This is a genomic window from Streptomyces sp. S3(2020) (assembly GCF_013044505.1).
GTDB lineage: Bacteria > Actinomycetota > Actinomycetes > Streptomycetales > Streptomycetaceae > Streptomyces.
The window spans coordinates 1-6,018 of sequence record NZ_JABERD010000357.1 but is presented as its reverse complement, the minus strand read 5'-3'; the positions used below and the strand labels follow the sequence as shown (position 1 = coordinate 6,018).

The 6,018-nt window shown below is 73.5% G+C and carries 5 protein-coding genes and 1 pseudogene; 4 read left to right on the top strand and 2 right to left on the bottom strand.

Annotated elements, in window-relative coordinates:
• Positions 1–76: 76 nt before the first annotated feature.
• The gene (locus tag HLK59_RS47445; protein WP_171147901.1) at positions 77–1,216 is read right to left on the bottom strand and encodes an AAA family ATPase; all 1,140 of its coding nucleotides are present in this window, start codon (positions 1,214–1,216) and stop codon (positions 77–79) included.
• A gap of 146 nt (positions 1,217–1,362) precedes the next feature.
• Between HLK59_RS47445 and HLK59_RS47440 the strand changes: the two genes are divergently transcribed.
• Genes HLK59_RS47440 through HLK59_RS47430 form a run of 3 tightly spaced genes read left to right on the top strand, consistent with a single transcriptional unit; the run spans position 1,363 to position 4,765 of the window.
• The gene (locus tag HLK59_RS47440; protein ID WP_171147900.1) at positions 1,363–2,709 is read left to right on the top strand and encodes an SWIM zinc finger family protein; all 1,347 of its coding nucleotides are present in this window, start codon (positions 1,363–1,365) and stop codon (positions 2,707–2,709) included.
• A gap of 41 nt (positions 2,710–2,750) precedes the next feature.
• The gene (locus tag HLK59_RS47435) at positions 2,751–3,146 is read left to right on the top strand and encodes a hypothetical protein (protein ID WP_171147899.1); all 396 of its coding nucleotides are present in this window, start codon (positions 2,751–2,753) and stop codon (positions 3,144–3,146) included.
• Entirely contained in the window at positions 3,143–4,765 is a 1,623-nt protein-coding gene (locus HLK59_RS47430; protein ID WP_171147898.1) for a DUF5691 domain-containing protein, read from the top strand. The genes HLK59_RS47435 and HLK59_RS47430 overlap by 4 nt, the downstream gene beginning before the upstream one ends.
• A gap of 47 nt (positions 4,766–4,812) precedes the next feature.
• Here the strand turns inward: HLK59_RS47430 and HLK59_RS47425 are convergent, their stop codons facing one another.
• Positions 4,813–5,229, bottom strand: a complete 417-nt coding sequence (locus HLK59_RS47425) for a cobalamin B12-binding domain-containing protein (RefSeq protein ID WP_171147897.1) — start codon at positions 5,227–5,229, stop codon at positions 4,813–4,815.
• Positions 5,230–5,810: 581 nt separating this feature from the next.
• Between HLK59_RS47425 and HLK59_RS51735 the strand changes: the two are divergent.
• Positions 5,811–6,018 (top strand): annotated as a pseudogene (locus tag HLK59_RS51735) (lipase); the annotation flags it as partial.

Here is a 6,018-nt window from a genome sequence, read left to right as displayed (position 1 = left end):
CCCGATCCCCCGGAGCCGCCCGAGCCGCCTGAGCCCTGGCCTCCGCCGGGGCGCCCCCACCCCAAGTCGTCCCCGCTCATGCGCTCACCTCTCGACAGGCTCGGTAGAAGTCCTTCCAGTCGTCGCGTTCCCGGACGACCGCTTCCAGGTACTCCTGCCAGATGACGCGGTCGGCCGCCGGATCGCGGACCACGGCGCCGAGGATGCCCGCGGCGACGTCGCCGGCCCGCAACACGCCGTCGCCGAAGTGGGCAGCGAGGGCGAGGCCGTTGGTGACGACGGAGATCGCCTCCGCCGTCGACAGCGTGCCGCTGGGCGACTTGAGCTTCGTCCGGCCGTCGGACGTGATCCCGTCGCGCAGTTCACGGAAGACGGTCACCACCCGGCGGATCTCGTCGACACCTTCGGGCACGGCCGGCAGGTCGAGCGAGCGGCCGATCTGGTCGACGCGCCGCGAGACGATGTCGACCTCGGCCTCGACGCTGTCCGGCAGCGGCAGCACGACCGTGTTGAAACGGCGGCGCAGGGCGCTGGAGAGGTCGTTGACCCCGCGGTCCCGGTCGTTGGCCGTGGCGATGATGTTGAAGCCGCGGACGGCCTGCACCTCCTGCCCCAACTCCGGTATCGGCAGTGTCTTCTCGGAGAGGATCGTGATGAGGCTGTCCTGGACATCGGCGGGGATACGCGTCAGCTCCTCCACCCGGGCCGTCATCCCCTCCGCCATGGCCCGCATCACCGGGCTGGGTACGAGCGCGTCGCGGCTGGGGCCGTTGGCGAGCAGCTGCGCGTAGTTCCAGCCGTACCGGATCGCCTCCTCCGGTGTGCCGGCCGTGCCCTGCACCAGAAGGGTCGAGTCGCCGCTGACCGCGGCGGCGAGGTGCTCGGACACCCAGGTCTTCGCGGTGCCGGGCACACCGAGCAGAAGCAGGGCGCGGTCGGTCGCGAGGGTGGTGACGGCGACCTCGACGAGACGGCGCGGGCCCACGTACTTCGGTGTGATCACCGTGCCGTCGGGCAGCGTGCCGCCGAGCAGATACGTCGCCACCGCCCACGGCGACAGCTTCCAGCGGGCCGGGCGCGGACGGTCGTCCTGGGCGGCCAGCGCGGCGAGTTCGGCGGCGAAGGCGTCCTCGGCGTGCGGACGCAACTCCTCGGTCGGCTCGTTCGCAGGTGATGCGGATGCTTCGACGGACATCGCGTCCACGGACACAGACATGGCTGAGAGCCCCCTCCAGCTCGGCCGGTTCGGATCTGACAACCACGGTGCACCACGCCACTGACAATCCGTTCCGACCTGCGAAAACGCGATGTCGAGGCCGCTCGCCGGACCGATTGTCAGTGGTGGGATCTACCTTCGATGACATGACTCAGCAGGGGGTGCGCTGGAGCGCGGACCAGGTGCTGGCGCTGGCGCCTGACGCCGCGTCACGCAAAGCGGGAAGCAAACTCGGGGCGGCGGGGCCGTGGTCCGAGGCGGGGAGTTCCGACGAGGGGACGGTGTGGGGGCAGTGCAAGGGCAGTGGCAGCAAGCCGTATCAGACGGTCATCGACATCGCGGACGTGTCCGGGCCGGCGTACAAGTGCAGTTGCCCGAGCCGCAAGTTCCCGTGCAAGCACGCCCTCGGGCTGCTGCTGCTCTGGGCGGGCGAGGACAGCGCGGTGCCGCGGGGGCAGGCACCGGACTGGGCGGAGCAGTGGCTGGAGGGGAGAAGGAAGCGGGCGGAGGAGAAGAAGGACGCGACGGCGTCCGCCGGCGGCGGTGACCCGGAGGCGGCCAGACGCAGGGCGGAGCGCCGGGCCACGCTGGTCACCGCGGGGGCGACCGAGTTGGAGCAGCGTCTCGCGGATCTGCTGCGCGGCGGGCTGGCCGGTGCGGAGCAGGCGGGGTACGGGATGTGGGAGGAGACCGCGGCCCGCATGGTCGACGCCCAGGCACCCGGACTCGCTTCCCGGGTGCGGGAGTTGGGGGCGATTCCGGCGTCCGGTCCGGGCTGGCCGGTTCGGCTGCTGGAGGAGTGCGCGCTCCTCCACCTCCTGGACCAGGGCTGGCTGCGCCGCGAGCGGCTGCCCGACGGTCTGGCGGCGACGGTCCGTTCCCGTATCGGCCTGCCCGCCTCGGCGGACGGACCGGCGGTGCGGGACCGCTGGCTGGTGGTCGCCCAGTACGACACGGCGGACGCCCGGCTGACGACCCGCCGGATCTGGCTGCACGGCGCCGAGTCCGGTCGCACCGCTCTGCTCCTCTCCTTCGGCGCCGCGGGCCGGGCCCCCGAACTGGCTCTGCCGGTGGGGCTGGTCCTGGAGGCGGAGGTGTCCGCGTATCCGGGTGCCGGGCAGGTGCGGGCGGCGCTGGGCGAACAGTTCGCGCCGCCGGTGCCCGCGGCGATACGTCCGCCGGGGACGAACCCGGCTGAGGCGGCGGCCCGTTACGGCGAGGCGCTGCGCGACGACCCGTGGCTGGACTCGGTGCCGGTGACGCTGCACCGGGTCGTCCCGACCCCGGACGGCGACACCTGGCAACTGGCGGACGCGGACGGGGACACGGCCCTGCCCCTCACCCCCACCGCCCGCTCCCGTCCGGGCCTGTGGCGCCTGGTCGCCCTCTCGGGCGGCGCCCCGGTCAAGGTCTTCGGCGAGGGCGGCCACCGCGGCTTCACCCCGCTGACGGCCTGGCCCGAGGGGGCAGGCGAAGGGGTGGCGCTGTACTGAACCGGCCGGAGCAGCGGGCGCTCTGCCGCGCAGCCGCCCACATGCCCCAGGCCGAGCGCGGGGCACCCCGCGCCGACGCGCACGGCGTGCCCGCGCCGACGCGACAACACAGACGTACCCGAAAGACCGACCCCACCCACACCACCGGCACCGGCCTCGCGCCACCCGCGCACACCGACGCCGATCCCATCCGCACCGACCTCGGAGGACACACGGACACCAACGTGCACGCCACGCGCACCAGCCGCACGGCACACGCGGACACGGACGACAACACCCACGTCACCCGAGCCGCCCGCACGACACGCAGGACACGCAGGACACGCACGACATGCAGGACATCCAAAGCACAGACCGGCACCGACACCCACAGCACCCACACCCACACCCTCACCTCCCCCACACACCGCGCCACCCCACGGAAAGGACCCGCATGAACAGCACGTCCACCCCTGTGGATCCACCCGCGCAGGACGTCTGGGCGGAACTCGTCACCACCGCCCTGCTCGGGACCGAGCGCCGCACCCCACCGGGCGCGGCGCCCGGCCGGGAGGCACCCGTCGTCCTGCTGGACGCGGCGGCGGCACAGACCGTACGGCGGCGGGCCGGGCTGCGGCCCGCCCCGGCGGCGGCGCGGCCGGAACCGGCTCCCGCGGAGACCCGCCCGGCCCTGCCCGCGGCAGCGGCCCGCAGGCTCTCGATGCTGCTGGCCGACCGCCCGGGCGCGGGCGGCGGAGGTCGCCGCGGCACGTCCCCGGACCTCATGGAGCTGCTGCCCCAATGGCTGGCGACGGCGAACGCCCGCGGTTTCGCGGCACCCCCCGAGATGCTGCCGTCGCTGCTGGACGCGGCTCGGGGGCGTACGGATCTGCGGCCGGCGGCGCTGGCGTTCGCGGGGCCGCGTGCCGTGTGGCTGGCGCGGCTGAACCCGGACTGGCGGTTCGCCCTGCGCGCGGCTCCGGGCGGGGACCCGGCGCTGCCGCACCCGGGGGACACGGACCGGGTGCGGCAGCTGTGGCAGGAGGGCCTGTTCGCGGAGCGGGTCGCGCTGCTCGCCGCGATACGCGCCCGTGAGCCCGCCGCCGGGCGGGAGCTGCTGGCGACGACGTGGGCGACGGAGCGGGCCGAGGACCGTCTGATGTTCCTCGACTCGCTGCGGACGGGTCTCGGCGCGGACGACGAGCCGTTCCTGGAGCAGGCGCTGGCCGACCGGAGCCGTAACGTCCGGGCGACCGCGGCCGAGTTGCTCTCCGCGCTGCCGGGTTCCGCGCTGGCCGCGCGGATGGCGGTCAGGGCGACGGCGTGCGTGGCCCTGGACCGTATGCGGGAGACACCGACGATCACCGTCGAGGCGCCGTTCGAGTGCGACGCGAGCATGGAGCGGGACGGTGTAGTGCTCAAGGCTCCGGCGGGACGGGGTGAACGGTCGTGGTGGCTCGGCCAGTTGGTGGAGGCGGCACCGCTGGGTACGTGGGCGGCGCGGCTCGGTGGGCGTACGCCGGAGGAGATCGGGGCGCTGCCGGTGACGGACGACTGGCGGTCCGAACTGCACGCGGCGTGGTGCCGGGCGGCCGTACGGCAGCGGGATTCGGCCTGGGCGCGGGCGCTGCTGGGAGCACCCGGGGCGCCCGAGGCCGGGGGTCCCGGGGCGGTGTCCCTGGCCGAGCGCGCCAAGCTGCTCGGCACGCTGGGCTCAGCCGAGCGTGCCGACTGGGTCGCGGGGTTCATCTCGGCGCACGGGCTGTCGGAGGCGTTTCAGCTGCTCGGGGGGTGTGCGGTGCCGTGGGCGGGGCCGCTCGGGCGGGCTGTGGTGGACGCGCTCAACATCGCGCGGGACGCGGGGAGTTACCCATGGAGTTTCAGTGGCGTGATGGGGCTGGCGGAGCGGTGTCTCGATCCGTCCGAGGCGGGGCGGCTGGACGGGCTGCTGGCGGTGCCGGACGAGTCGGAGGACGCGAGTCCCGGGGCCGGTGGGTACTGGGCGGAGGCGTTCCAGCGGCTGGTGACGACGTTGCGGTTGCGGGCGGCGATGGCGCGGGAGTTGGGGGCGGTCTGACGGGACCGGCCGGCGTCGGCCAGGCCGGCCCACTGTCCTGGAGCGGCCTACGCCCCCGCCGGCTGCTGCACGTTGGCGCGGACCCAGTCCACGATCGCCTGAGTGGTCGCTCCCGGGGTGAAGATCTCCGCGACCCCCTTCTCCTTCAGCGGAGCGATGTCCGCCTCGGGGATGATCCCGCCGCCGAAGACGAGGATGTCCGCCGCGTCCCGCTGCCTGAGCAGGTCGATGACGGCGGCGAAGAGCGTGTTGTGGGCGCCGGAGAGGATGGAGAGGCCGATCGCGTCGGCGTCCTCCTGGATCGCGGTGTCGACGATCTGCTCGGGCGTCTGGTGGAGCCCGGTGTAGATGACCTCCATGCCGGCGTCGCGCAGTGCCCGCGCGATCACCTTGGCCCCGCGATCATGGCCGTCGAGTCCCGGCTTGGCCACCACAACGCGGATCGGACCGGCTGCCACACCCATCACTGCCTCCATGAAGCGACTACATCCATCCGTACCGACAAGTACCGAACATGCCATGTATGCCACCGCGACGGCGCCGATACGGCACGGACGTCCTCACACCACATTGTGCGAGTAAGTGAACGAACGTTATCTCCAGCATCCCGTAACCGGCAGTTTCGCGGTGGAGACCGAGGGGGAAATCACACGGTGGGACACGTTCGCCGCGCACCGTTCCGAGTCTTTGCGGCACACGGGCCGCACCAGTACGCGACCCCCGTACCGCAGCGGGAGCAAGCGCAACGGGAGCCGCAACGAGGTCGCCGCACCACCGCGCCGCGGGCCGCGCGCCGTGGTGGTGCGGTGGGCCGACGGTGGCACGAAGGGCACGTAGGGCAGGTAAGGCACGACAGCGGGGAGCCTCGTCGCCACACCGGCAGGGAGCCTCGCCAGGTCATCGGCGCACCATGCTCCACTCGCGCCACCCGCCGCACCCACCCCACGCGCCCTCCTCGTGCCTCCTCGGCCGCCTCCGCCGCGGCCTCCCACGAGGGCACACGGGGGACGGAGCTGTCTTCTCGTGTGCCGACAGGAGGTCGGCCATGAAGGTCACCAGGGCAGCGGCGCCCTTTCTTCCGCTCTGTCAGCGGCTGCTCCCGAGCAGACTGGCGGGCCTGTCCGTGACGCTCCTGAAAGCGACTGCCCTGGAGCTAGCGATCCTCGCCGGGCACCTCCTCCTCTATCCCTCCGGCGTCCTCCAGGAACGCCGGGCCACGCCCGCCCCCCCCCCCCCCCCCCCCCCCCCCCCCC

Excerpts from the sequence above, each read along its gene's own strand:
- HLK59_RS47445 (WP_171147901.1), bottom strand. The coding sequence starts at position 1,216 with ATGTCTGTGTCCGTGGACGCGATGTCCGTCGAAGCATCCGCATCACCT.
- HLK59_RS47440 (WP_171147900.1), top strand. The coding sequence starts at position 1,363 with ATGACTCAGCAGGGGGTGCGCTGGAGCGCGGACCAGGTGCTGGCGCTG.
- HLK59_RS47435 (WP_171147899.1), top strand. The coding sequence starts at position 2,751 with ATGCCCCAGGCCGAGCGCGGGGCACCCCGCGCCGACGCGCACGGCGTG.
- HLK59_RS47430 (WP_171147898.1), top strand. The coding sequence starts at position 3,143 with ATGAACAGCACGTCCACCCCTGTGGATCCACCCGCGCAGGACGTCTGG.
- HLK59_RS47425 (WP_171147897.1), bottom strand. The coding sequence starts at position 5,229 with ATGGGTGTGGCAGCCGGTCCGATCCGCGTTGTGGTGGCCAAGCCGGGA.